This is a genomic window from Legionella sp. 39-23 (assembly GCF_001897665.1).
Lineage (GTDB): Bacteria > Pseudomonadota > Gammaproteobacteria > Legionellales > Legionellaceae > Legionella > Legionella steelei.
In genome coordinates this window covers 1-24,406 of the sequence record NZ_MKTO01000015.1, presented here as the reverse complement: position 1 = coordinate 24,406, position 24,406 = coordinate 1, and the positions used below count along the sequence as shown (strand labels likewise).

Below are 24,406 nucleotides of genomic sequence, written 5' to 3'. Positions count from 1 at the left end.
TGTTAAAAATAGTTAAAATTTAGAATCCATTTTTAACTAGTATAGATTGATCTTGCCTTGGATTGATAGACAACCTAGTCAAAAGAATATGAAATGAGACATGAGATTAGAACGCAGCAACAAAGGCTTGTTATTCCAATTAAAAAAAGTGCTAACCTATATACAAGTAAAGAATTATTTGTTGAGAAATGAGGTCATAATGAAAGAAGGAACGAAGGCTGGCAGTACCATCTCGAAAACAAAGTTATTTTTGGGCTTTATCATTTTAATGATTTCATTTTTAGTACCCTTTTCAGTACCTCTAATCATGGAATTAAACATATCCTCTTCTATGAAAACGGTTATTTCCGGCCTGTTAATTTTTGGCATCCCTGAATTTGGTATGTTGCTTGCTGTGATTATTTTAGGTACTGAAGGCTATAGCTATCTTAAATCACGCATCCTTTTTTGGTTAAAAAATTCAGTTCCAACCGTTAATAGTCGACTACGATTTCGAATTGGGATCACATTTTTTTCAATATCTTTAGTACTGGGTTTCCTGTTGCCCTATATCAGTTATTTTTTGCCAATCTCCATGCAAAAGAATTTATATTTTTATATTTTATTTTTAGATCTATTGTTTTTTATTAGCCTATTCATTCTCGGCCAAAACTTTTGGGGAAAAATAAAAGATTTATTTATCTATGATGAAGAGCAATGAGTTTTTTTCTCACCTAACGGTGTGGTTTAGAGTAAGTAAAACGCGTGTTTCTTATAAGCACGCGTTTGTCTTGTGAACGCTGTTGTACCTTATATTGCTACAACGTTACATGGCATTTGAATAAAGATCCTCATTATCTGCGTATAATTTTCTATACATCATCACCAACCTAAAATAGCACATACGATAGCATAATTAATCTTATTGGCGGATTCTTATTCACTTATAAGGCATCAGCAAGCATGGCCTTGCTGCTTGCCGCCTGGAACTAATAGAAGCTCTCTAAGTGATATATTTTCAATTTAAATTGGGAATAGCATACACTTAAATAAAAAGTACATAAAAAACGAAGAGAAGATCATGTGCGGATTGGTAGCTATATATAACGAAAAGACCCCCATATCTCAAGAAAAACTTTTATTAGCAACGCAGCTTTTAAAGCATAGAGGACCGGATGCACAAAACATCTGGATTGCCCCTAATGATCATGTTGGACTTGGTCATGCTCGCTTAAGCATTATGGATTTAGAGCATGGTACTCAACCCCTGCACAATAAAGATCTTCAATTGCATGCCATAGTGAATGGGGAATTCTATGATTTTGAAATCATTCGCTCTATGTTGATAAAAAAGGGTTATCAATTTTTTACCAACAGTGATAGTGAAATAATATTGTCCCTATATCACTGTTTTGGTTTGAACTTTTTTAATTATTTAAATGGCGAGTTCGCGTTTATTCTTTTTGATGAAAAAAATAAATTAATTATAGCTGCTCGTGATAGATTTGGTGTAAAACCTTTATTTTACACACAGCAAGCCGGAAGTTGGTGCTTTGCTTCAGAAATAAAAGCATTATTGGCTTTAGGTATTAGCAGTCAATGGAATACAAATGCCGTGTTCCAAATATTCAGTGGCTTTGCTTTACAAGAAGAAACCTGTTTTGAGGGTATCAAACAAGTAAAACCAGGGCATTGCCTTCTGATAGACATAAAAAATCAAAATCAAACCACACATCAATATTGGGAATGGTCCTTTCCCTCTAAAAACTCAGTAGTTAGTTCCTACAATCCATTTGATTTTATAGAAGAGTTTGAACGTTTATTCCAGCAAGCAATCACCCGTCGGCTCAGATCCGATGTCCCTATAGCCTGCTATTTGAGTGGTGGTCTTGATTCTTCTTCAATATTATCTGTAATGACGGAAAATTACCCCGGAAAGGTAGACGCTTTCCATGTTTCATTTAATGAGTCAACGTATTTAAATGAATATGATTATGCACACTTGGTGGCCAAAAATCTTCACATCACTTTTCATTCTATTCCAATAACCACGCAGGAGATGGCTAAAAATTACTCAAATACCATTTTGCATACAGAATCGCTTATAACTAACCCAAATTCTATAGCGAAATATCTTTTAAGCTCTAAGGTGCAACAGAGCAATTATAAAGTGGTATTAACTGGTGAGGGAGCAGATGAAATATTGGGAGGCTATCGTGGCAATTATAATGATTTCATTATTGCGAAATCTTGTGGTTTTTTTAAAAATCTAACTCAAAATAAGTTGCTGTATCGTAAGCAGCCTTTGAATCAAAAACTTAGAGCGCTCCAATTTTTAATAACAAATCATTATCAGGTAACGAAGAGATTACACTATCAACCAGCTTTATTTACAAATTCATTATCATGGATATTGTTACTGCACTCTGTTTTTAATTTGCAGCAAGATCCACAATTTGAGCTTTTAAATACCTTAAACTGCGATGATCAAATCAGTCCAGGAAATAGTTCTTTGTACCTCTGGGCAAAGTCTGGTTTTTCAGAGGTAATATTGTCTGCTTTAGGTGATAGAGTAGAAATGGCCCATTCAATAGAGGCCAGATTACCTTTTTTAGATAATGATTTAGTTAAATTCGCGACCAAGTTACCAGATAATATAAAAGCTCATATCACTGGCGAGAAATTCATTTTGAAGGAGGCTATGCGGCATAGATTACCCTCAAAAATTGTTTCTCGACGTAAGTTTCCTTTTGCGGCACCTTCTTTCATTCTCGATGGAAATAAAACAGCGCTCTACCATCTTTTAGATGATGTTTTTTCTAGTGGCTTGCTGGATAAGCTTCCCTTTTTAAATAAAAAAATAATCTTAAATCACTTCAAGAATTTACCCTATGCTGCAAATAGTTATTCCAACGGACATTTGATGCATCTGGTACTCAGTGCTTGTCTATTATCCTTAAATTTTAATCTCTAATCACTGGACCTTCACCATTTCCATATTTCTAATTTCCAGGCTCCTAAGCGTTATTTTTCTACTCAATCGTTCCCTTTATCGCAAGCAGCTGGCGCAATCATCCCTTAGCTTGGTTAAAACTAAGCAAGCGTCGGTCGGGCCTCGCTCCAGAAATCCTCACAAACAAAACAATTGACCGAGAAATTCAAAGCAGTATCCGCCTCTAACTTCGAATACCAAGTACTAGTCATTCTTTCTCAGCCTCCGAATTTTTTATTTTGCACTAAATTTACTCATTATGAATTGAAACAGACCTCTTTGTGGCCTAACATTTATAAAACATTCATTAAAAAAAATTATGATCCCATTCATAAATGACGCGATAACTCAACTTCAAGATCCAGCAAGAGGACATGGCCCCCAGACCATCGGTATACTTGCAAAAGCAGTTACTGCAAAAAGTACCGGTGTGCCTCCTAAGTTTACCGCCTGCTATGATCCTCATGGACAGCCAAGTCTAGAGCATTTTAAAGACTATATAAGACACGTGACGCCACCTGCCAGAATTCATATCCCACTGGCTTTACAACGAAATCATATTACAGCGCTTGTAATTGATATTGATTCTGAAGGAAAATCTGATGCCTTATTTTTTAACTCTCTTGGAACAAGTAATGACGGCTACACACGAGAGGCTCAATTATTCATTGATGCAGTGAGAGAAAAATTTCCTAAGAAACAGGATCATGTCGTCACGAAACAATTCCAAGATCTGAGTAAAGGCGATGGCTACTGTGGTGATTGGAGTATGTGGTTTTTACAGCGTGCTGCAGCAACACCGACTCGACCATTGCGTGAGTTAGCCAGTGATTTTAATAATATGCCTGAACGTGATATTCCTAATCCACAACGTTTACGTGAAGAACATATTACGGATTTAGAGCGATATAAAACAATATTAAGGGCATCAAATAATACCCCGGTAGATACCACACCGCCTGTTCCAGCAGAACCACCTAAAATTAAAATTAAAAATGAAGCGGCAGCCGATCTCTATATAGAAAACATTTTAAAATCTCATAACAAAAGCATCAACATTAATATATTTGCTGATGATGCCAGTAAAAAGCAAATCATTAAATCCGCACTTAAATTTTCTGAAAATCACCATGAATCCCCTTTAAGGTTAGCAGGAGATGGATTAAAACACTTAACTGCTGAAGCAAAAAGTGAGTATCAATTAGCACGAGCCAGAGAAATTATTCAGGAAGGATACCGAACGGGGAAAGTAGATTTAGATAACGTGCATGGCAGAGAAATGAAAAAACTGATTTTACAAACTTTTTTATCTGAGTTTGGCCCTGATGCAAGTAAAGGTACTCCGCCTAGATTTGTAGGTCATGGCATTATTAAAATAAATTTAGAAATTATAAAAGAAAAAAATGAGAAAGCTGTTGCTAAAGAAGAAAGCCCAGAATTAGACCTGGGACAAGCGCAAACATTGAAGTCATAAACCAATTCATGCTCAAGAAGATGCAATAGGAACAATTTATTAGCTGTGTCGGGCCAAGGCCCGACCTGCGTTTGCTCAGTTTAGGGAACAGGGATATTTATCGGTTCAGCACGGACTTTATTTTTAACAGCATCATAGCCTTCACGATGATTAGCCATATAAATCAACGACCAGCCACTAACCATAGATCCATCACCGAATACGCATATATCCGACTCACCTAAAGCATTAGCGAATCCACCACTGGTAATAAAGCCAATACCTGCACCGCCAATATTTTTACAAACATTATGAGCAGGATTAGCAAACGCTCCTTTCCATAAAGGAGAATCATTTTTAATAGGACGCATTTTTTTCATGAACGTAGCGGCAATACTTGGCTCATCGGCAGAAAATGTTTCTAACCCAATAGCAATAAAACCATTATCGACGAAGAAATTACAGAACATTTTAGATTGACCTTTAACATAGCCGGTAGGGGTCAAAAACTCTGCAGTCATAGATTCCACTGTGCCGCCAGCATCATTACAATATTGGGCTTGCTCTTCAGCTGAATTGGCATAAATATTAGCCGCTAATAAAGTTAAAGCTAAAAAAATTGACGATTTAATTTTCATAAATACGCATCCAAAAAAATTTGAAAAGACATTATATAGTTAAATGCTTACCGTTTTCTTAAGATCTTGTAGAAAATAATCCTAAAGTTTAATTTGACGATTTGGCAAATTAAACTTTAGGTGTCATATCCTTGTAGATGACTCCATCCTTCATAATAACGAGAAACTTGTTCGCAGGGTCTGCGACAATGCTTATATCTTGCAACGGATCGCCATCAACGAGGAGCAGATCTGCCAATGCCCCCTCTTCGACAACGCCCAGTTTTCCTGGATAGGGATTGCGTGCTCCAGAAAGCGCCAGCAATTCTCCATTGGCAGAAGTCGCCATAATCAGTGCTTCTGCAGGCGTAAACCATCGCGTGAGATCGACAATACCCTGGCCCTGGTGCTCTGCCAATGCTTTTGAGAAGAGAATATCTGTCCCAAAACCGGTTTTAATCTTGAACCGCTTCACATACTCGTACATGGAATTAGTCCCCTGGATGAGTCGCCGCATCTGCTCTTGTTGTGTAGGTGAAAGCATGGCTGCACCACCAAGATCTACAAACGGTTGTGTACTCAACCAGATGTTTTTTTGAGCCATGAGTTTTGCTGTTGCTTCATCCATAAGATGACCATGCTCAATCACTTTGGCGCCTGCCATAATAGAACGTTGAATAGCATTCGGCGTATAAGCGTGAGTGGCCACATAGGCTCCCCAACCTGCAGCTGCTTCAACAGCTGCTTGTAATTCAGCTTCAGTAAAGGTGGTGATGTCAAGAGGAGTAAGTGGTGAGGCCACGCCGCCACCCGCAGTCAGTTTGATCTGGGACGCACCTTGCATGAGTTGTTCGCGCGTGCGTTTTCGAACTTCATCTGGACTGTTCGCAATGACACTTCCACCAAGATGTTCTACACGACTCATGGCCTTAGGCGTTCGTGGCAACTCCCAGAGTTCACGGAAATCTCCATGACCACCCGTTACGGTGATAATCGCGCCCGATGGATAAATACGCGGGCCAGAGATAATATTTTCGTCAATAGCACGCTTGAGTGCGAACACCGGACCGCCCATATCCCTGACCGTTGTGAATCCACGCATCAGCGTGGCAGTGGCTTCTGCACCTGCTAGCAGTGTTGTGTATCCAATGTCGTTCGATATTATCTGATTGGGAGTAGGACGAACAAGCATCGCATGCCAATGCATGTCGCTGAGACCAGGCATCAACACTCTTCCGCCCCCAGCAATGACGCGAGTATCGGCTTGATTGCTTACAGGAATGGGAGTATTTGTAATCCGCTCAATGATGTTATGGCGAACGAGAACATACGATGCTCCAGAAAGTGTGGGGGTTTTCCCATCAAAGATGCGCACATTTTCAAAAATGGTAACAGCAGGGTCTTGTGCCCTCGCCCCAGTAAAAAAGACGGCACACATAGCAAAAGTAATCGCCACAGACTTCACTTTTTTAATCACTAAAGACCTCCTGTCAAAATTAGCCATTCGCATATTGTGAGAACCAATTGCAGTCCTTGTAAAAATTTCTGTTGCATCATTTTTAGAGTCTAAGCCGCTGGCAACTGTTGGCATAGAATACGAACGTGATGGCTCTAACTATGAGAAAAAAATTACTGGTGGTTACTGTTGCATTACTTACTTATGGGTAGTGTTGCCAAAGGTTAGTACTGTGGACATGCTTGCTGTTTCGCCTAAGCTGTCCTCCAAAGGCTAATTGCATCAATATAACTCATGATTTTCCATACCGACTTAAGGCGTATTCTCCCATATTTTTGGCGATTTCTCCCTCGGCAAAGAATACTTTGCCAGGAATCTCTTTCTCTAATAACGCAGCTTCCTCTTCATCATGCGTACGGACAACAATTTCTATTTCTGGATTCAGTTTATAAGCATATTGCATCATAGTCCTTAGGTGGACCGTATCGGCTATGACAATCATGAGCATACTGGCATGGGCAATATGGCTTTGAATCAGCACGGAAGGCTTGGATGCATCGCCGTAAACCGCAGGAAGGCCTGCAGCCCGCAGACTTGCGATTAACTCTCTATTTTCCTCAACGACAACATAAGGAATGTTTTTTTCGGAGAGTAGATGGGCAACGCGCTTCCCAACACGGCCATAGCCGACGATAACCACTTGCCCGGCAAGATATTCGTCTTTTGTGGACATCGGTAATTCAGCCAAAGTATCGTGATCACGTTCAAAAAAACGGAGTAATCGCGGGTAAGACTTTATCCAAGTATGCAGAGGATTTACTAATTTAAATATGAGCGGGTTAATCGCAATGGATATCAGTGCCCCAGCAAGAATAAAACTTTGTCCCTCTGCAGGCAGTATGTCTAAACGTACCCCCAGATCCGCAAGTATGAATGAAAACTCACCAATTTGAGACAAGCTTGCTGACACGACTAATGCGGATTGTAATGGATAGCGAAAAGCAAGAACTAAGATAAACGCCGCAATTGACTTTCCGATAACGATAATCCCCACCACAATTAAAATTTGTAAGGGTTGCTCAACCAACACGTAGGGATTAAACAACATGCCAACGGAAACAAAAAACAACACCGCAAACGCGTCTCTAAGCGGCAAAGATTCCTCAGCAGCACGATGACTGAATGAAGACTCTCGCATAATCATGCCGGCAAAAAAGGCGCCTAAGGCAAATGAAACGCCAAACAATTTAGAAGCCACATAGGCAATGCTAATTGCTGCAGCAATAACACATAAAGTAAACAATTCACGTGAGCCTGTTCGCGCAACAATCCAGAGTAGCTTCGGGAAATATCGTCGCCCTACCAAGAGCATGAACGCAATGAACGCGGATACCTTAAGAAGTGTTAGACTAAAAACAAGCCACAGAGGCTGGCTATGAACACCTATCGAGGCGCTATCATCCTGCCAGTGTGATAACGGTGGTAACAACACCAGTACAATAACCATCGCCAAGTCTTCGACCAAAAGCCAGCCTATAGCAATATGGCCATTAATCGACTCCAGAGCGCCTCGCTCTTCAAGTGCTTTCAATAAAACAACGGTACTGGCTACGGATAAAGAAAGCCCAAAAATTAGAGCACTGCTATAATTCCAGCCCCACAGAATTGCAATACAACTTCCAAGTAGGGTTGCGACAGCAATTTGCACTATTGCGCCAGGGATAGCAATATTGCGCACTCGCATCAAATCGGACAATGAAAAATGTAAGCCTACGCCAAACATCAGCAGCATCACTCCTATTTCTGCGAGCTCTTGGGCGATACTGATATCCCCCATCAAGCCAGGGGTATATGGTCCAACAACGACACCCGCTAATAAATACCCCACTAATGGGGGAATCTTAAGGCGTACAGCAATCAAGCCTAGGATTAATGCCAAAGCAAATCCCATGGCGATGGTAGTAATTAGGGGAAGCGAATGATGCAATTCAAATAGTCCTTTTTTATTTTTTACTCAATATTTAACCAAGCATCTCAATTCTTAAAAGTATAAATATAGTCCTTACTCAATCTAAAACGTTATCACGCATCATTTAAGAAAAATAGTCTAAAATTAGTTATTAAAGAAGGGCTTTACATTAGCGGTCAATTAATACTCACGGAGGAAAGAGAATGAAACAATTCCATAATATTCTATTTGTGAGTAATGGAATAGGTGAAGAAACGGAAGCCTTACAACATGCCATACAGTTAGCAGTTGATAATAAAGCCACTCTAGACATTCTGATAATATGTCCGCCTTTTCCTAATAATCTTGATGAATATAAAAACTCGTATGAGACATTTCTAATAGAAAAGATGCAGCAAACGATTAAATCAGCTAAAGCATCCTTGTCCCTTCCTAATAAAAAACCAGACATAAAGTTAGAAATAGAATGGGGTACTACACCAGATATTCGTATTATTCAGCACGTGCTTCATCATTCGTATGATCTCATCGTTAAAATGGCGGAAAATAGTGACAGTAGCAAAGGATTTAAAGCTTTAGATATGGCCTTATTACGCAAATGCCCATGCACCTTATTTCTTTATCGCCCCACAAATCGTAACGAAACGGTCAATATAGCCGTTGCTATCGATCCCAAAGATGAAGAATCTTCTGGCCATGATCTGGCACTTAGCCTTTTAAAGTTATCTCATGCGCTTTCAGTACATTACCAGGGCAATTTAAGTGTTATCTCCTGCTGGGATTTTGTTTTGGAAGATTATCTGCGCCGCAGTATGCTGGTTGATATTTCTCCAGCAGAACTCGATGAAATGGTCATGCGCGAGAGTCGCGCCCATTATGGTGCTCTATCTGCGCTGATTCATGAGGCAAGCATCAAAGATCAACCCTCCATCTATCATCTGAAAGGCCGCCCTGAAGAACTTATTCCTGCCTGCATTAATGAGAATAAAATCAATATATTGGTGATGGGGACAGTAGCACGAACTGGAATATCTGGTTTTATTATCGGTAATACCGCCGAAAACATTCTCCAAAAACTCAATTGCTCGCTTTGGGCACTAAAACCACAAGGCTTTGTATCACCTGTAAAAGCATATTAAAAATCAAAAAAATAGCTTGCTCTAAAGTTTTTATTAATGGCCCCCCATTTCCCTCTATAGATTGGGCTACGTTCTACTTTGGTTTTTATAGTTTTATATATCCACTTATTGTCATAAGCACTCTTGTTCTTTTTTTTAGACGCTATAAAACATGGACTCTCTCAAAACAGTTTTTAATTTTATGTATCCCTTTATTTATTCTTTTAGGATTTTATCCTGTCGTATGGTTTGTCATAACCATGATATTGGGAATAAGACATTAAAGGGGCACTCTGCCATTAGTGTAGGTCGGGCCTCGACCCGACAACCTGAGGTAACTTAATATTTATTAAACACATGATTAAACTCAATTCACATTGAAAATAAATACAGCTTTTTTTGTTCATCCATAACACATATTGATTTTCTGATATACTAAATTTAATAGCATATAAAAGTGTGATCAAAATGATTAGCGCAGCAAGAGCAAAAATATTATTAGCTAGATATCAACAAGATTTTTTGAGCATGCAGGATGATATCGACGGTGGTATGCGTAGTGATCGTCAAATTTTACCCGAACTGATCCGTGCCTTAGAAAGTATCGCTTATAGCAGACCTTATAAACTCGAAATGACTGGAATGACGAGTATAAAAATTAACAGTTCGAATCCACAACAAGCGATTCCAGCATTATTGAATTACCTGGACAAGAGATTTTTGGATACTCATTTAAATGAGAGGGGGGGCAGAAAATAATATCTGATTTTATTGAAAATGCCCAAGCTTTTCCATTAGAACCTAAATCGGATAATAATTATGTGAATCGAATTGTACTTCTTAAGGATGGTAGCCATAGAATTGAGGGAGAAAATGATAGAGGGGAATATTGCGCCATAACGATTGATATTAATGGAAATGCAACAGGTCATAGAGGTAGTACATTAACCCGTGTCCAAGCGCAAATGTCTGAGCAAAGGGATCAACTCTTTGCACGTATGCCTATACCAGAAGCAGCTATAGACAAAGCTGAATTCATTAGAAGCACCAGACAACTCATAGCTGCTGGGGCTTTTGATGGCGAATCCACTCAACTTAAGAATTCACTTATTGCACTTTGCAACGCCTATGAGAAGGGAGGAGGCATCCCCAAACAGTTAATTCTTCCTCAAACTCCCCAGTGGGACGTAACATTCATAGATAAAGATACGGCTTGGAATTTATTATTTCAACAAATGGGAAGTCTTGATAATCATCCAAATAAATCATCCTTAAGAGAAAAGTTTCAAAGTACTTTTAATCGAGATCCCTCCTATTCTCCGGCTGTCAAAGCCCTATGGTTCAATGCCTTTGCGAATCAAAATGGACCAAAACCTAACTCGAAATATGCAAATCTTGAGGGTTTTATTCCAGAGCATAATCCACCTTTACCTAAGTCTATGACGGATGACGATCCTACAGCTAAGACCTTTGTGACTTCCGTCGAGAACGATGTTCCAATAGGGCAACCCCCTACTTCTAAAAAACATTCTTCTCAACAGATGCATTTACATCCGAAGCCGCAGTCGCATCCGAAGCCGCAGTCGCATCCGAAGCCGCAGTCGCATCCGAAGCCGCAGTCGCATCCGAAGCCGCAGTCGCATTCGAAGCCGCAGTCGCATTCGACAGATGCTCAATTTATTCAACAATTTATTCTTCATCATGCTTCTGGAGTTACAAGACCTCCGCTAATACAAGGTGATAAGGTCAAAATTGAATTTCAAAACAGCAACCATTTGTTTGAATTTCAAAATGCAAATAAAAAATATATGGCTAACATAGAAGTACAGGTGGCTGGGCCTGGGCAGAAAGCTTATCTTACAATGCCTATTGCGCAAATTAGACAAATGGAAAATGATACAATAAAAAGTAAGTACGATCGCTTTGTAACATCCAATCAGGAAAATAGGAAAGTTGATACCTTAGCGAGTACTTCAAGTTTGAGCCGTAATTTTAAGGATAGATATAAAACTTGCCAAGGAGATTTTTTAAAAAGTACTATCCTTAAAGATTTTTATGAAGATTTACAAAAGGCAAACACTCCTGCCGAGGTTGCTAAAGTTGTTAAGAGGTACGAGGACGATGGACGCTATGGTATTCTGGCAACAGCCCAAAATTCAACGATGCAGGCCCTTAGCTTTATGAAAACATCTTATGCGAAAGCCTTTTCAGACCTTAAAGATGAAAGGCTGGCGGAGATTAAAAATGAGCATAAAAAAGGGCACGCATGCAGTTAATATGACCTATGTATTCATCATCGTTTTGTTTGATATGAGTTTTCGAATGAACTGCCAATTTGTACAACGGCATTAAATAATTTCTACAGATTGTCATACCCTTGCGGCGGCACCTTAACGAACTCGTGGACCTGCCGCAACAGTTTAAAATCCCGTACTCCAGGTTGATTGCGTATTTCTTCAGTACGTTGCCAATCGATAACAGTAGCATTCTCGGTCGCAAGTAAACTTCGCTCACACGCAAATTTATTTTTAATTGCTTTTAACTCAATAGGTTCACCAAGTGCGGTTTTTATACTGGCCTGTGCCAAATCAATTCCAGATGCTAAGGGAACGACAATGGGCATGGCGCGAACGTTGCGTTAGGAAATTACCATTTACCGGGTAGCCTGGTGGCTTGCAACCAGGAAAACAAATATCTATTTATCTATCGCACTGAAACACGGCGGACCCTTAGCCCGCCAATATTTAACTTAGAAGACAATTTTTTATTTTCTCTTCCAATCAAAACAGAAAGAAGAACTCGATATCCTTCTCTCTTGAGCGCGAACTATTGAATTGAGCACTTTTCTTGCTCTTCACCTGTATTTTTTTCCTGTTCTGCAAGTTGTGCCTGACTCGCAATTGCTTGCAGCGCTTTTTCCAAAGCGGATAAGGTCGTGACGAGATTTTTTTGTTTTGTAGCATCTGAATTAGCATTATCTGCTGTTATATTGTTGCATGCTGAAAAGCTATTGTCTTTTCTTATAATTCGAATACCTGGGGTGTTAGGTCCATAATTAATCGCTACAGTGTCTGCATTTATTTTATAAATATGACAAATGCTGCTAATTTGCTGTGACTTTCTTAAAGGAAGATCGTCAAACCATGCTTTAAAGGCGTCCTCAACAGTAAGACTCACGTGAGTCCCTTGAGCAAAGGCAACTTTTTCTTTTTCAAACGAAAAAAACTTTAGTTCTGCAGGTCTTGATTGCAAATATTTTTTCAACGCCTTCAATGAGGAAATAAGGTTTTTACTTTTTTCTAGATTGGCTTCTTGTGGAGTGAGATGAGGTGAATTTTTATCAGCGGTTACATTGTTACAAACAATAAATCCAGCATCACGTCGTTTAATTTGAATACCTGGGGTTTGTGGACCACGATTAATCGATATGGTGTTATCATCTATTTTATACATCTGATAATTTTGGCTCATAGCTTGATTTGTTCTTAGTGGCAATTTAGTAAACCATTCATTAAATGGTTCATAACCCGTTAACGCCACATGCGTTCCATCTATGCTGGAAAAGTGTATTTCGTTATCTTTAAATGAAAACATTCTAATTTTATCGTAATGCGCGTGTGCTTTTTGTACCTCATCATCCAATTTTTTAGCTGCATCATGAAAAGACAATTGGGGTTCAAGATACCCGGCAAGTTCATGGAGAAAATCTTGAGGTAACCCCCCAAAAAAACTCTGATCACCGGCGGTTCTATTGTTTTGGGCAAGAAGGGGTGCAAATTTTTTAATTTCCGGTTTAGATAGAAATTGGTTTTGTTCTAATTTAGCTATAAAACCTATAAAAACTGCATGATTGGCTGCCTCTGCTTTTGCCTTATCCCACTCATAACCATAAGCGGCTCTTAAATTGAAGGAGTACTGCCTTATGATCTTTTCAAATTGCTCATTAACTTTAAGAGTATGCAAATATTCAGCATACAATTTTTCAAAAGTTTCTATTAATAGCTTACCGTAAAAACAGTTTTGATAACCATGTCGACCAGCGCCATCTTCTTCTAAAGCTTTAACATAACCATTTCTCCAAGTTAAATAGCTTTCATTAATTTCTTTTTTATCTTGCATTTTAATCACCAATTTGAATATTTAATAGACAATTCATGGTATATCTCTAATATTAAAGTATTCTTAAAGAAACTACGTAAATTTACGCTTTTGAATGAATTAAATAGGTCGGGCTTTGGTGTTTAGAGAAGGGAGCCAGGTAACAGAAAGCATTATTCATCAGCAAGCGTAGGTCGGCCCTTGGCCCGACACTCTCTTAAAAAGACACGCAGATTTATTTTTAAAATTTTAATAAGTACTTCATTCCATACAATACACACTATCTTAAGGATAGTTATTATTGAAACAATACACTTACCTTTCATAGTAAATTAATGAGGGGGTTTGTGGAACATTGCTATTTATGAGATTTAATAAATCGGTTTTTCAAGAGTTGAACTATTTCGAGGTCAGTTTTCTAGCTTAAAGTCCACTTTTCACAGTAATCAGGCCTATTTGATAATAGGGATTCTATAGACATTAATTGAGATGATAAAAAATCTGTCGTGCCCGCAAACAGCTTAGAAGCAGGCACGCATTATAAAATTGGTAAAGCCTAAACCCAAATGTGTTGTATGGGGTAAACAGATAAAAGTAGTTGTTCTACTATGTTCAATCTTTACTTAGAACCCCAATTTTGCGACTGTTTCTGCATGACTAAGACTATGACATTTACCCTCACCGCCAGCTGCATGCTTTACCTTGTGTATTGTTTTTGAGCCAGTATAAGTTGTCCCTACGGCGCTGAGATACATAATTCCTAAGGTAACTGGAAGCCCTACCACTCCAATACCAGTCATAGCAAGTGCCACACTAGCTATGGCCATTGCACCAGTTACAGTGCCTCCTACAACTGTTGTTGCCCCATACCCTACAGCTTCAGTAGCATCAAGCGTGCGATGAAAAAAACCGTGTCCAGGCACATCCCCTCCTTTTTTTAAAATCAATGACTTGTGCGATATTATTAAAAATATTCAATATAATCAATATATTAAGCAAAGATAAAAGCGCAGTTTTAGACTTACTTACAATTTTAGCATTGGTGATTAAGGGGTTAAAAAACACCAAACTCCTATGACAACTCCTTAAGAATTTACCGATAAACACAATGAACACGATTCAAAGCCGCATCAGCTAAGTCTATTGCCATTTGCAAAGTATCCCCCTCGGTTATAACAGCACACAACAGATTGTCATATCCTTGCGGCGGCACCTTAACCAACTCATTGACCTGTCGCAACAGTTTAAAATCCCGTACTCCAGGTTGATTGCGTATTTCTTCAATATGTTGCCAATCAATAACGGTACCATTCTCGGTCGCAAATAAATTTCGCTCACACGCAAATTTATTTTTAGTTGCTTTTAACTCAATAGGTTCACCAAGTGCGGTTTTTATACTTGCCTGTGCCAAATCAATTCCAGATGCCAAGGGAACAAGATGGCTGGAAACAAAGCCTCCTGCCATTCGTGAGTTCACTTCAACAATTTTAGGCCCTTCAGAAGTCAACATGACTTCTACATGAAAAGCACAATTGTTGATGCCAACTGCGTGAATGGTCTCTTCAACCACCTTATAAATTGCAGAACAAACATCTGATTCCAGATCACAAGGGAAACAATGCATCCATTCTGTGAAGCCTGGCTTTTCTACGAATTTTTTTGTAATACCTGCAAAATGTATTTGTGCTTGATTAATGATTCCCTCAACACTAATTTCTTGGCCTTCCATAAATTCCTCAGCAATATACTCATCGGAATATAGCCAATAGGATACACGCTCACAAGTGCTCATCAGTTCAAATGCATCTTCAAGCTCCGCTTGCGTGTTTAATTTAAAAACCGCAACACTTGTTGATGCAGCAACGGGCTTGAATATGAGCGGAAACCCGATAGTATTTGCAGCATTTTTCAGATCGTTGAATGTTTTTACAAATTGAAATTTCGGGTGAGGAACTCCATACAACCGCAACGCCTCTCTCATTTTGTATTTATGCTTCACTGTGGTTGCTGCTGTAAGTGAACTACCTGGTAATTTAAACTCTTCAGCGATTGCTGCAACCAATTCAACACTTTTATCCAGTATGGTAATGACGCCATCGAAAGGTGTTTCTTTATACTCGTTCTTTAAAGCAGAAATAGTCTCAGAAAAATTGGTGGTATCCGCTTGAATAAATTTATCAACTATATTTTTTGCCCAGTCAGGTAAATTAGGTGCCACCAAAAAAACCTTAATCCCTAGTTTCTTCGCTGCCTCAATTTTTACTAAATTATGTTCATCAGAAACATTTACAAACAAAATCGATTTACTCATGATCTTACTCCATATTATTAGACTTATTTTGAAACTCCACTGCCGTAGCGTTTCGAAAGGCCGATTAAATGCTCTCCCTAAAAGGCTGCTTATAAATTCTTGGTTTTCTATATTCACCTAAGTACACAAAGAAATATGAAATCAATGACAACATTCCGATCATGAGAAACAGAATCTGACCTCCAAAAAACTCAAGAGCCACTCCACCTAAAATAGGACCTAAAGCCAAACCTAACTCTCTAAAAGCTAATGCACCAAAATAAGCCCCCTTCAAATGCAACGGAGCTATATCATCAACAAACAAGAAGGCAAAAGGAAATATGAACAACTCACCCAGGGTAATAATTAAAATAGAATAGTAAATGTAGTTTGCTTTGTTGCCACAGCAAGAGAAACCCAAACAACCAAGGAAAAATAGAAAACATCCATAAAAAATAGCTTGATGTTTTGGCATTCCTTTACATAAGAGGAAAATCGGGGCTTGCCCAATAAGTACAAAAAAAGCATTCAATGAAATCGTTAAGGAATAAACACGAGCCCCATTATCAATTTGTTGGGATATATATTGGGCTAATGTTGTATCAATTTGCGAATAGCATAATGCGAATACTATATTAAAAAGAATGAAATTTAATAGCCGACGATCTAGAGAAATAACGCGCAAAGTAGAAGATAAAGATACCTTAGACTCATTGCTCTGTTTACTCGTAGAAAATGGTCTTCGTTCTATCAACAAAACGATATATAAAGAAAAACCAAAACTAAAATAAATTAGGCCTGCAATGTAAAACGTAATAGAAGATAAAGTAACACCTAAATATACTGCTAACAAAGGTCCTAATACAGCACCAATATTCATTGCTGCATAACGTAAGTGAAAAAATAATTCTCGATGTACTTTATCAACTAATTCGCTGAGTAATGCGAGAGCTACAGGTTGAAAAAAAGAAGAAAATAAACCAAACAGCCCATTTAGAATACCGATCAATATTAATTGCATATGTTGAGAATTAATTTGCAAGCTTAAACCGATTAATATAAAGAGGCTCGCTGATGTAAAAATCGAAATATATAATAAGGGGACGCGTCCATATTTATCCGATAATTGTCCCCCGATAAAACCACCGAGTATGGAGCAAAATGGAGCCATTCCACAAACTAAACCAGTTACCCATAACGGAGCTTGCGTTTTATAATTAAGAAATAAGATTAAAAAGGGAAGACACATAAATTTCGCAAAATTTACACAAACAATGCCTGATAGCAAGCAGCAAATCAGCTTTAAATTAGGGATAGATCTCATTATTGAATCTCCCTAATTTAGCCATTTAATTTTCGTTAAAATTGCATTTACATGTATTTCAATCGTATCAAACAATGGAATATCAACATCCGCTTTTGATATCAATAGAGGTAGTTCTGTGCAACCGAGAATGACTCCATCTAAATGAAAACTTGCAGCTAATTTATTAATAATATTTAGAACGATCTTTTTTGATCGAGCCGTGAGAATACCATGACATAATTCATGGTAAATGATCTGATGAAGTAACTCCCGATCATAAGCATCGGGAATTACTACTTGCAGTCCTTTTTTAAGTAATTTATTTCTATAAAAGTCCTGTTCCATTGTATAACGGGTTCCAATTAACCCTACTTTCTTTGCTCCCAAATAATGTAAATAATCACCGGTTGCATCAATAATGTTAATTAACTTTTTATGGATCATTACATCCAGTTGGTTGGCTAACTTATTCGTAGTATTGGAGCAAATTGCGATTACATCTGAACCTGCTTTATCCAGCAAAACCACTTTTTCTTGAAGCAATCTTAATTCCATTGTCTCATTTTGTTGTTTTTGATGTTCAAGAATTTCTTCAAAATCAAAACTATACAATACTATTTTGGCTGAATGATTTTTGCCCTTTTCTTTATTGATAATCAAATTGAGTCGCTTGTAATATTCCATAGTAGAAGCCCAGCTCACACCACCTAGTAAACCAATGCACTTCATGCTGCACCTCGAAAATCCATTTCTTCATTAAACCGATTTGTTTTATTTTTCCTGTTTAAACTGTTTTTAAACGTCATCTGAATAAAATCAGACATTGAGATATTCATTTCTCGAAGCATTTTTGGGAAAAAGCTAGCCTGACTTAATCCAGGCAATGAATTGACTTCAAGGAAATAAATCTTTCCTTCTGAAACAATAAAATCCAGCCGAAACATGTTCTCAAACATCAAATCAGAAAAAATTCGTTTTGAAATATCAGCTATTTGAGCTGTAAATTTATTATAGGATTGAGGAATAATTCGCTCACTCACTCCAAATTTACAAAGCTTTTCTCGGCGACCAAAAAATCTATTTCGAGTGCGTACTAGAATTAGCGGTAATACTTCAATACTACTAAGATTTTCTATACAGCCACATGAATACTCCTCACCAGGAATATACTTTTGCACGAGTGCAATATTATCAATCTTTAAGATATCTATGATTAGACTTGAAGCAGCATTGAGCGACTTTTCATTAAGTATCATACGTTCAGTAAACATACTCGTGCCCAGTGAATTAGGTTTAATCACTATTTCTTGATTATAAAAAGGCAATAATTTTTCCTTTAGACTAGATATATCTGTATCTCTAATAGACACCATCGGTATTGGTTCTAATTCGGGATACATTGATTCAATATATTTTGAACAGTGAAATTTACTTTTACTGAGGCTAGATGAAAGCACCGAACCAAAAGAATTTTTTATATCTAAAATTTTTCCTAGACCTTGAATATGCCCATCCTCACCAAATTGGCCATATAACAAAGAAAACACATATTCGTTATTTTTTTTAATTTGTTGAAACGCTTTGATAATTGATAGCGGAGCGCTTTTACTCGTCATGTAATAATCAGGATCTTTATCAAAATTAAATGGTTTTCTAATCACCAATCCTTCTTCAGTTACATAATAAACGTATTGATATAGGTCTGTATCTTTTGCTTGATGTTGCAACTCTGAATAGATGCTGTGAAAAGTTCTTAAAGAAAGATCTCGTTCAACAGAAACACCGCCAAAGACGATGCTAATTTTGGGGTTTACAGTATTGTCCATAATAATTCTCCAATTTATGCAATAGGTTATCTTGAAGATAACGATTTAGTTTTAATATTTTGTTATTTGAAAATTTTGCTCACATTAATTTACAAACAATGTATTAGATAATTCCTGATCTGAACGGCTATGGATGCTGTTATCTTCATTCATAAAAATAACTTTGGGGATATGATTTGCCACCTGATGTTCATTAAGATTGCAGTAACAAATAATTATAATTTTATCACCTTCGTGAACAAGCCGCGCCGCAGCCCCATTCACACAAATCTCGCCACTCCCCTTGCACCCCTTTATTACATAAGTTTCAAATCGAGCACCATTATTGATATTCACAATTTGAACTTTTTCATTTTCTTGGATGCCGGTTTCTAAGAGTAACTCCTCATCTATAGTGATGCTCCCGATATAATTCAGGTTGGCCTGAGTGATCGTAGCTCTATGGATTTTTGCTTTTAACATTGTCATTAACATAATTGCTCCTTTTTTGTTGTTAATTCCTTATAACTAGAAAAATGTAGACATAATCGAATAATGAAAAAATTCTTTTTTTTGCATGTAAATTTTTAATGGAAAATAAAAGTCTGACTGATTTTTTTGTAGTCAGCTTCATTAAACTTATCTTGACAGTTGTATTTTTAGAAAATTAGAATGCAACTTTTTTTAGTTCAGATACGAAAGGAATTGTATTAATGTTCACAGCTATTGATGAACGAAATGGATTAGTAAAAGTATGTTGGGCTGATGTTCGTATGCGAGTTACAGAAATAGAGCCTGTCTTCGCAGCTATTATAGATGAACTAAATCCTGATCAATCATATCCTCTTTATTTAGCATATTATCCATATGGTGCAACCGATGCAGATACACAAAGCTCGCTTTTTCCTGATATAAATGGAGGATATTATCGAATAACTGATCCCGATGTACCCGAAGATATAATTCATCACCTTGGATATAGCGCAAATAACACACCATTGGGAATAGTTCTTGATAAAGAGATTGAGTGTTATATTGATCTAAAAAATGATAATGTCACCATCCCCTGGCTTATCTATAAACCAGGCGATATTTTTCCTCTCTCAACTGTTTTAAGTAAAGTTAATGATAGGGTTTATGCACCGAATGGACTATTGTCATCTACTGCAGGTGCTAGATCTGCATTTATGTTACCCAATATTGGTGCAACAACAAATCACTCCAATTTACAACGCGATTTTAATATTAAAAGTCGGGTACCAAAATCATTATATGAACATTGGCAAGTTTTTCGAGAGATAGTTAATAGCAAAGTTATTAACTCCGATTGGCGTTGCTGCGTAATGTATTTTTCAGAAAAGTGGTTAATGAGTTTGCATAATGATGGAAAATGGAAAATTTTGAAACAGTACCTACATGAATTAGCATGGTATCGGTATGAATACGAAAGAAACCGAGTATTTTATGATATTACATTTTCAATCATCCAAAAAAATCGCAATTTGAAGCCAAACCCATATTTAGCTGATACCGCTAAGCATTTATTTGCAACAGCCCTAGGTGCAGCGCCTGGGTATGTCCCATCGATAGATAATAGTGCTTTGCCCGTAGATGTCTTGCAACATGTTTTTATAGAATCATATGGCCTGAAAAAATATATCCCAACAATCATGCAACCCAAACATTTTAATTTTGAGAAAGATTTTTTCCCCATATATTACTCATTACAGCATCCAGCGACACATGTGTTTTCACCAAGATCAAGGCAGGTCACAAGCACGATTTATGAAATGCGTGAACTAGAGCACATAATGAGTATTTTTATCCAAGAACTATCAAAAGACAATGCATTATCTTCTGATACAATTATTGGGAAAATAGCGAAATTTGTTAAGTTTAGCTACTTTCATAATACTCAAGATATACATCATGTCATGCAAAGTTCTCTTGAAATATTAAATATTGATAATCGATTTAATAATTCACAATTCACAAAAGAACAACAAGGAGCAATCTTTGCTGCCGATGCTTCATTTTTACGAGGATGTGTCAGCATTAAAACGGCTAAAATGCCAACAAAGCAGAAAACAAAATACTCCAATGATTGTGCTGCAATACCATAATATGTTTCCACCCCAGTATTGATATATAAAGCCCCCTAACCAAGGGCCGACAACATTGCTAACAGCAAAAGTAGATTGAAAAAGACCTAAACTTTGTCCTTTTTTCTTATTATTACTGTTTTCATAACAAATCAGTTGAGCAGTAGATATAAAAAGCATTTCACCTATTGTCCAAACAATACAAGATAGAATAGCTAATGAAAATATGAAAGAAAAGCGTAAGATCAACATTCCTAAGCCCATGAATAGAGCACCGACCCCAGTAATCAGCAGTTTATTTTGTTTACTTACTAATACGATTAGTGGCGCTTGGAATATCACAATTAAAGCGGTATCTAAAAGAAATAATATACTAACAGCTTGCACATTTAATTTGGGGAAGGATTCTTGAACATATAATGGGTAAGTAGAACTCAATTGTGCAATGATAAGCCCTATTAGAAAAACACAGGAAAGAATTAATACATTGATTTTTAATGCTATATTTGTTTCATTTGGATGATACTCTTCAACACTTTGTTCAGATATGGGGTTAGTTACATTTTTTTGTAATATAAGATAAATTGCTGAAAAAAATAATATTAAACTTGATAAACCAAAAACAATAGGAAAACCATATGTTCCAACTCCAGCAATAAAAATACCCGATACCCCCAATCCTAAATTTGCAGCAACATGAGAAATACTGATAGTTTTATAGCGTAAATCCACGTCATTAGCACATAAATTTAAGAGATTCATGTTATTTGATGTTTTAAAACCATATGCAGATATGCCAAGTAATAACAGATTAAGCATTAAGATAGGGATAGAATGCAAATACATTAAAAAGAAAAAACTTACGGATTGAACGAAGAGACTGAAGATTGAAACAACATATGGTGTAATTTTGTCAGAAAGTTTCCCTCCCACAAAACCACCGATCACTGTACCTAAACCATAACAAGAAAGAAGTAGTCCAGCAGTTGAAACATTTAATTGTTGTTCATTCACAAAATACAGAGACAGAAAAAAACAAATACCAATAGTAGATGCGTTGATACAAATTAAACTTATGCCCTGCCAACAAAACTTAGGCAGTCCCAAATAGTTTTCAGAATATCCTTTGATGAAAGTTATAAAATAGTTGTACATTTTTATGCAAGTTCAAAAGCTTTTAAAATAGTTTGATTACAGATAGCAATTTTTGCAGGCGGTATATATAAAGTTGAAAGATTTGATAGTTGAATATCAGGCAAATATTTCAATTGTGTTTGTGTGATCACAGGCTCAAATCCAGGATATTGCGCCGCTTCATAAATAATGATCTCATCTGTAACTTCATAATATTTAGTCAAATGATCTAGTAGCAACAGAATTCCCATTTTCTTATTATTTGTTGTTTCATGATTGAGAATTCCTACCGCATTAATTTGCCAAAGAATTAAATGAGAACTTATATCAAATTGGCGTTGGTGAATCAGAAAATCGCTGGCTTCAAATGATTGGCATCCTGATGAGCCAGGGTCAATTAACAAATCCGCAAAGAGACACGCTTCAGCTGAAATTGCAGGTAGGATTTTTGCATAATACCCTTCTTTTCTTGCTTTTTTTACAGCATCTAAACCGGGTTTAGCATAAACACTGGGATGCCCATAAAGAACAAAACATATATGTTTATTTTGATATAAATGCTCTAAAACATAATCCGTAATTAAGTAATAAGAATCGGTACGATTTGGGCATGAAAAATATAATTGATCTAAAGATTCTGAGGATTGATTTTGCTGTTGAATCCATAATTTTAGTACGGGATCATTTACCAAATACAGCACAAGATCAGATTGCCTAATATAAGCGATTACTTCATTCGTTAGATGAGCAAAAAATTTAATACCACAACCGACAACAACCAATGAGGCTTTATGGGACATATCATGCATTCAATCTAAATCTCAAAAATTGTAGTTCGATCAGCCAAAGCTATATTCTCATTTAAGTTACTTTTTAAATATGTAGCGTTGTTATCTATGAATGCTTTTTGAATTATTGAAGGTTCATCTTTTAATAATGTATCAAGATTGATTTTATGATGGACTGTAGTAGCTAACTGTTCTAGAAGCGTTACGATACTCATGACTTGACTCCTTCAAGTTTAATCTGGCTCAAGCATATCATACTGGCTACTCAAGTTGAAAGAAGATAAAGCTTATTCGCTACTCAGCTTGGAAAGTAATCTTGCTTTGTCGGGCCAAGATGTTCAGGGAATAGACCTAGGTAACTGTTATGAACGAAAAAACACGATTTATAGAACAGTATTTAAAGAAAGATTGTTCTATGAATAGTTATGTAAAAATTTTCTATATCAAGAAAGACAGGGTATCGCCTAATAAAACCGTGATAGGGAGACTATTAATTCTATATTAAAGCATTTTAGTCGATCGCTACTTAGCTAGGATATACATAATACCTATGACCATATATTTACTTTCAAGTTATCGAACACTTAATCGCTAAAAGCGAGGCACCTACAATCCTAAACAACCTGGAGTTAATTAACTCAATTATTTCACATTAATACGAACTTTGTTTATTGGCTAGAGTTTTCGAACTGGTTTTTAAGTGCAAATTCAAATTTTTGAACATCAATTTAATGAGTCCACAAACCCATCGTTTGGTGGACTTCATAATTTATTATCGGGCTTCACATAATATGTTTCATAAATTAAATGAGAACAGATTTTATTTTATTATTGAAAATAAAATATCAAATCAATACAATGAGGCCAGTTTTCATTTGCCTATTAATATTACAATGCGCTTATTTCTAGCCATATTTTTCCCCTTTATAGTTTTTTTCACTATTAAACGACCGCTAGCTGGAATTACCTGTCTGGTTTTACAGATAATAGTTATAGGATGGCTACCGGCTGCTTTATGGGCCGTATACTCTCTTTCCCAATTTAATACGGATAGAAAAATACGCGATTTTAATAATTTGAGAGTTGGGTAGTCCTCGTTTTCTATTTCCCGCGAGTTACTTAGTACTCCAAAATCTTATCCACCCTAAACTCTAATGTTCTAGTTCATTTTTAAATCGTAAAAACTGTAGACTTTTGGACTAGATAAGGTACGTTATCTATCTCAAATAACATCAATTAAGAACTAATTCTCATCTAAATTATTTCTAACTGGTATTTTAAAATTTTGATTTCGAGATG

General features: G+C 36.9%; 21 protein-coding genes. 7 read left to right on the top strand and 14 right to left on the bottom strand.

Going from position 1 to position 24,406, the window contains the following annotated elements; genetic code table 11:
• Nucleotides 1-199: 199 nt before the first annotated feature.
• The 3 genes from BGO44_RS06585 (at nt 200) to BGO44_RS06575 (ending at nt 4,445) form a co-directional block, all read left to right on the top strand.
• On the top strand, nt 200-700 hold the full coding sequence (locus tag BGO44_RS06585) for a hypothetical protein (RefSeq protein WP_273197813.1): 501 nt from the start codon (nt 200-202) through the stop codon (nt 698-700).
• Between the two features lie 360 nt (nt 701-1,060).
• On the top strand, nt 1,061-2,953 hold the full coding sequence (gene asnB, locus BGO44_RS06580; protein WP_273197814.1) for an asparagine synthase (glutamine-hydrolyzing): 1,893 nt from the start codon (nt 1,061-1,063) through the stop codon (nt 2,951-2,953).
• 337 nt (nt 2,954-3,290) lie between these two features.
• Nucleotides 3,291-4,445, top strand: a complete 1,155-nt coding sequence (locus tag BGO44_RS06575; protein ID WP_273197815.1) for a hypothetical protein — start codon at nt 3,291-3,293, stop codon at nt 4,443-4,445.
• Nucleotides 4,446-4,525: 80 nt separating this feature from the next.
• Here the strand turns inward: BGO44_RS06575 and BGO44_RS06570 are convergent, their stop codons facing one another.
• The 3 genes from BGO44_RS06570 to BGO44_RS06560 form a co-directional block, all read right to left on the bottom strand.
• Nucleotides 4,526-5,062 (bottom strand): hypothetical protein, encoded by a 537-nt coding sequence (locus BGO44_RS06570; RefSeq protein WP_273197816.1) that lies wholly within the window; start codon nt 5,060-5,062, stop codon nt 4,526-4,528.
• A 109-nt stretch (nt 5,063-5,171) separates the two neighbouring features.
• Nucleotides 5,172-6,632, bottom strand: a complete 1,461-nt coding sequence (locus BGO44_RS06565; protein WP_273197818.1) for a metal-dependent hydrolase family protein — start codon at nt 6,630-6,632, stop codon at nt 5,172-5,174.
• A 157-nt stretch (nt 6,633-6,789) separates the two neighbouring features.
• Nucleotides 6,790-8,484, bottom strand: coding sequence for a cation:proton antiporter domain-containing protein (locus tag BGO44_RS06560; RefSeq protein WP_273197819.1), 1,695 nt, complete (start codon nt 8,482-8,484; stop codon nt 6,790-6,792).
• A gap of 185 nt (nt 8,485-8,669) precedes the next feature.
• Between BGO44_RS06560 and BGO44_RS06555 the strand changes: the two genes are divergently transcribed.
• From BGO44_RS06555 to BGO44_RS06545, 3 genes are all read left to right on the top strand, one after another.
• Complete coding sequence (locus tag BGO44_RS06555; protein WP_273197820.1) at nt 8,670-9,605, top strand: universal stress protein; 936 nt, start codon at nt 8,670-8,672, stop codon at nt 9,603-9,605.
• 447 nt (nt 9,606-10,052) lie between these two features.
• Nucleotides 10,053-10,343 carry a hypothetical protein gene (locus BGO44_RS06550; RefSeq protein ID WP_273197822.1) on the top strand — a complete coding sequence of 97 codons (291 nt, stop codon included), beginning with the start codon at nt 10,053-10,055 and terminating at the stop codon, nt 10,341-10,343.
• A gap of 62 nt (nt 10,344-10,405) precedes the next feature.
• Nucleotides 10,406-11,860, top strand: coding sequence for a hypothetical protein (locus BGO44_RS06545; protein ID WP_273197824.1), 1,455 nt, complete (start codon nt 10,406-10,408; stop codon nt 11,858-11,860).
• Between the two features lie 83 nt (nt 11,861-11,943).
• Here the strand turns inward: BGO44_RS06545 and BGO44_RS06540 are convergent, their stop codons facing one another.
• The 8 genes from BGO44_RS06540 to panD form a co-directional block, all read right to left on the bottom strand.
• A complete protein-coding gene (locus BGO44_RS06540) occupies nt 11,944-12,207 on the bottom strand; it encodes a hypothetical protein (RefSeq protein ID WP_273197825.1) in 264 nt (87 codons plus the stop codon).
• A 203-nt stretch (nt 12,208-12,410) separates the two neighbouring features.
• Nucleotides 12,411-13,703, bottom strand: a complete 1,293-nt coding sequence (locus BGO44_RS06535; RefSeq protein ID WP_273197827.1) for a hypothetical protein — start codon at nt 13,701-13,703, stop codon at nt 12,411-12,413.
• A 602-nt stretch (nt 13,704-14,305) separates the two neighbouring features.
• Nucleotides 14,306-14,605, bottom strand: coding sequence for a hypothetical protein (locus BGO44_RS06530; RefSeq protein WP_058509739.1), 300 nt, complete (start codon nt 14,603-14,605; stop codon nt 14,306-14,308).
• A 170-nt stretch (nt 14,606-14,775) separates the two neighbouring features.
• Nucleotides 14,776-15,993, bottom strand: coding sequence for an ATP-grasp domain-containing protein (locus tag BGO44_RS06525; protein ID WP_273197829.1), 1,218 nt, complete (start codon nt 15,991-15,993; stop codon nt 14,776-14,778).
• A gap of 64 nt (nt 15,994-16,057) precedes the next feature.
• A complete protein-coding gene (locus BGO44_RS06520) occupies nt 16,058-17,296 on the bottom strand; it encodes an MFS transporter (RefSeq protein WP_058509741.1) in 1,239 nt (412 codons plus the stop codon).
• A 12-nt stretch (nt 17,297-17,308) separates the two neighbouring features.
• Nucleotides 17,309-18,007 (bottom strand): aspartate/glutamate racemase family protein, encoded by a 699-nt coding sequence (locus tag BGO44_RS06515; RefSeq protein WP_273197830.1) that lies wholly within the window; start codon nt 18,005-18,007, stop codon nt 17,309-17,311.
• The gene (locus BGO44_RS06510; protein WP_273197831.1) at nt 18,004-19,104 is read right to left on the bottom strand and encodes an ATP-grasp domain-containing protein; all 1,101 of its coding nucleotides are present in this window, start codon (nt 19,102-19,104) and stop codon (nt 18,004-18,006) included. The genes BGO44_RS06515 and BGO44_RS06510 overlap by 4 nt, the downstream gene beginning before the upstream one ends.
• Before the next feature lie 84 nt (nt 19,105-19,188).
• Nucleotides 19,189-19,581, bottom strand: a complete 393-nt coding sequence (gene panD / locus BGO44_RS06505) for an aspartate 1-decarboxylase (RefSeq protein ID WP_463673238.1) — start codon at nt 19,579-19,581, stop codon at nt 19,189-19,191.
• Between the two features lie 215 nt (nt 19,582-19,796).
• Here panD and BGO44_RS06500 point away from each other — a divergent pair, with 215 nt between their 5' ends.
• Nucleotides 19,797-21,206 (top strand): hypothetical protein, encoded by a 1,410-nt coding sequence (locus BGO44_RS06500; protein ID WP_273197835.1) that lies wholly within the window; start codon nt 19,797-19,799, stop codon nt 21,204-21,206.
• Here BGO44_RS06500 and BGO44_RS06495 read toward each other — a convergent pair.
• From BGO44_RS06495 to BGO44_RS06485, 3 genes are all read right to left on the bottom strand, one after another.
• A complete protein-coding gene (locus BGO44_RS06495; RefSeq protein WP_416338561.1) occupies nt 21,120-22,199 on the bottom strand; it encodes an MFS transporter in 1,080 nt (359 codons plus the stop codon). The two genes, BGO44_RS06500 and BGO44_RS06495, sit on opposite strands and share 87 nt — an antisense overlap.
• Nucleotides 22,200-22,342: 143 nt before the next feature.
• Complete coding sequence (locus tag BGO44_RS06490) at nt 22,343-23,119, bottom strand: SAM-dependent methyltransferase (protein ID WP_273197838.1); 777 nt, start codon at nt 23,117-23,119, stop codon at nt 22,343-22,345.
• 14 nt (nt 23,120-23,133) lie between these two features.
• Entirely contained in the window at nt 23,134-23,322 is a 189-nt protein-coding gene (locus BGO44_RS06485) for a hypothetical protein (RefSeq protein WP_273197839.1), read from the bottom strand.
• Nucleotides 23,323-24,406 lie beyond the last annotated feature (1,084 nt).

What these genes read in the sequence shown, in the direction of transcription:
- BGO44_RS06585 (WP_273197813.1), top strand. Translation starts at nt 200, where the DNA reads ATGAAAGAAGGAACGAAGGCTGGCAGTACCATCTCGAAAACAAAGTTA.
- asnB (WP_273197814.1), top strand. Translation starts at nt 1,061, where the DNA reads ATGTGCGGATTGGTAGCTATATATAACGAAAAGACCCCCATATCTCAA.
- BGO44_RS06575 (WP_273197815.1), top strand. Translation starts at nt 3,291, where the DNA reads ATGATCCCATTCATAAATGACGCGATAACTCAACTTCAAGATCCAGCA.
- BGO44_RS06570 (WP_273197816.1), bottom strand. Translation starts at nt 5,062, where the DNA reads ATGAAAATTAAATCGTCAATTTTTTTAGCTTTAACTTTATTAGCGGCT.
- BGO44_RS06565 (WP_273197818.1), bottom strand. Translation starts at nt 6,632, where the DNA reads ATGCCAACAGTTGCCAGCGGCTTAGACTCTAAAAATGATGCAACAGAA.
- BGO44_RS06555 (WP_273197820.1), top strand. Translation starts at nt 8,670, where the DNA reads ATGAAACAATTCCATAATATTCTATTTGTGAGTAATGGAATAGGTGAA.
- BGO44_RS06550 (WP_273197822.1), top strand. Translation starts at nt 10,053, where the DNA reads ATGATTAGCGCAGCAAGAGCAAAAATATTATTAGCTAGATATCAACAA.
- BGO44_RS06540 (WP_273197825.1), bottom strand. Translation starts at nt 12,207, where the DNA reads ATGCCCATTGTCGTTCCCTTAGCATCTGGAATTGATTTGGCACAGGCC.
- BGO44_RS06535 (WP_273197827.1), bottom strand. Translation starts at nt 13,703, where the DNA reads ATGCAAGATAAAAAAGAAATTAATGAAAGCTATTTAACTTGGAGAAAT.
- BGO44_RS06525 (WP_273197829.1), bottom strand. Translation starts at nt 15,993, where the DNA reads ATGAGTAAATCGATTTTGTTTGTAAATGTTTCTGATGAACATAATTTA.
- BGO44_RS06520 (WP_058509741.1), bottom strand. Translation starts at nt 17,296, where the DNA reads ATGAGATCTATCCCTAATTTAAAGCTGATTTGCTGCTTGCTATCAGGC.
- BGO44_RS06515 (WP_273197830.1), bottom strand. Translation starts at nt 18,007, where the DNA reads ATGAAGTGCATTGGTTTACTAGGTGGTGTGAGCTGGGCTTCTACTATG.
- BGO44_RS06510 (WP_273197831.1), bottom strand. Translation starts at nt 19,104, where the DNA reads ATGGACAATACTGTAAACCCCAAAATTAGCATCGTCTTTGGCGGTGTT.
- BGO44_RS06500 (WP_273197835.1), top strand. Translation starts at nt 19,797, where the DNA reads ATGTTCACAGCTATTGATGAACGAAATGGATTAGTAAAAGTATGTTGG.
- BGO44_RS06490 (WP_273197838.1), bottom strand. Translation starts at nt 23,119, where the DNA reads ATGTCCCATAAAGCCTCATTGGTTGTTGTCGGTTGTGGTATTAAATTT.
- BGO44_RS06485 (WP_273197839.1), bottom strand. Translation starts at nt 23,322, where the DNA reads ATGAGTATCGTAACGCTTCTAGAACAGTTAGCTACTACAGTCCATCAT.